The sequence below is a fragment of the Oleiphilus sp. HI0043 genome (genome assembly GCF_001634935.1).
The window spans coordinates 1-993 of sequence record NZ_LWEY01001045.1 but is presented as its reverse complement, the minus strand read 5'-3'; the positions used below and the strand labels follow the sequence as shown (position 1 = coordinate 993).

At 47.2% G+C, this 993-nt stretch carries 1 protein-coding gene and 1 pseudogene; both read left to right on the top strand.

The window, feature by feature from the left end; translation table 11 throughout:
* Nucleotides 1–364, top strand: a pseudogene (locus A3729_RS32910) (IS21 family transposase); the annotation flags it as partial.
* Nucleotides 354–993, top strand: a 640-nt coding sequence (gene istB / locus A3729_RS11015; RefSeq protein WP_068633823.1) for an IS21-like element helper ATPase IstB, incomplete at its 3' end; no start/stop codon positions are given. The pseudogene A3729_RS32910 and the gene istB, both read left to right, overlap by 11 nt.

The following is a 993-nucleotide window of genomic DNA, read 5'->3' as shown; positions in this document are numbered from 1 at the left end:
TTATCTAGCCGTGGCTCAACGCAAACCAGGAGCACTGCGTAACGGCGCACCGTTCGAGACCTTGCCAGACAGCTTCAAGTCCATTCAAAAGTATTTACTTCGACGACAAGGTGGTGATCGAGAAATGGTCGAGATATTGGCCTTGGTACTTCATCACGACGAACAGCTGGTTGAGCAAGCGGTTGAGGAATCTCTGCGATGCGGGCACCCCTCAAAACAGCATGTAATGAACTGTTTGAGCCAACTCATCGAACAGGAAACACCTGAGCCTTTGCTAACACCACCCTCTCTCATTCTAAACGAAGAACCTATTGCCAACACACAACGCTACGATCAACTAAGAGGTCATCCTTATGCACATTGAAACCATGATCCACACCTTCAAACAACTCAAACTACACGGTATGGCCAACAGTGTTATGGAGCTATCACAGCAAGCCGGGCCATCTTACCTTCAAGCACAGCCCATTCTTGAAGCCTTGATCAAAGCTGAAGTAACAGATCGAGAAGTGCGATCAATCGCTTATCAGATGAAGCATGCAAGGTTCCCAGCCTACCGTGACCTAGCTGGCTTTGACTTCAATCAAAGCAGTGTAGATGAAACGCCTGTCAAAGCGCTTCATCGCTGTGAGTTCATCGAAGGCAGCCACAACATCGTACTTATAGGAGGCCCTGGCACGGGTAAAACTCACTTAGCAACGGCAATAGGCGTACAAGCCATCCAACACCACCGACTACGAGTGCGCTTCTTATCGACCATTGAACTTGTGAATCAACTTGAACAAGAAAAACTCGAAGGTAAAGCGGGACGCATTGCGAACAGGTTAAGCCATACAGACTTGGTTATCTTAGATGAACTTGGTTACTTGCCCTTTAGTCAAACGGGAGGCGCATTACTATTCCACTTGCTAGGCAAACTATATGAGAAAACAAGTGTGATTATCACGACTAACTTAAGCTTTTCAGAGTGGAGCCAAGTCTTCGGTGACGCAA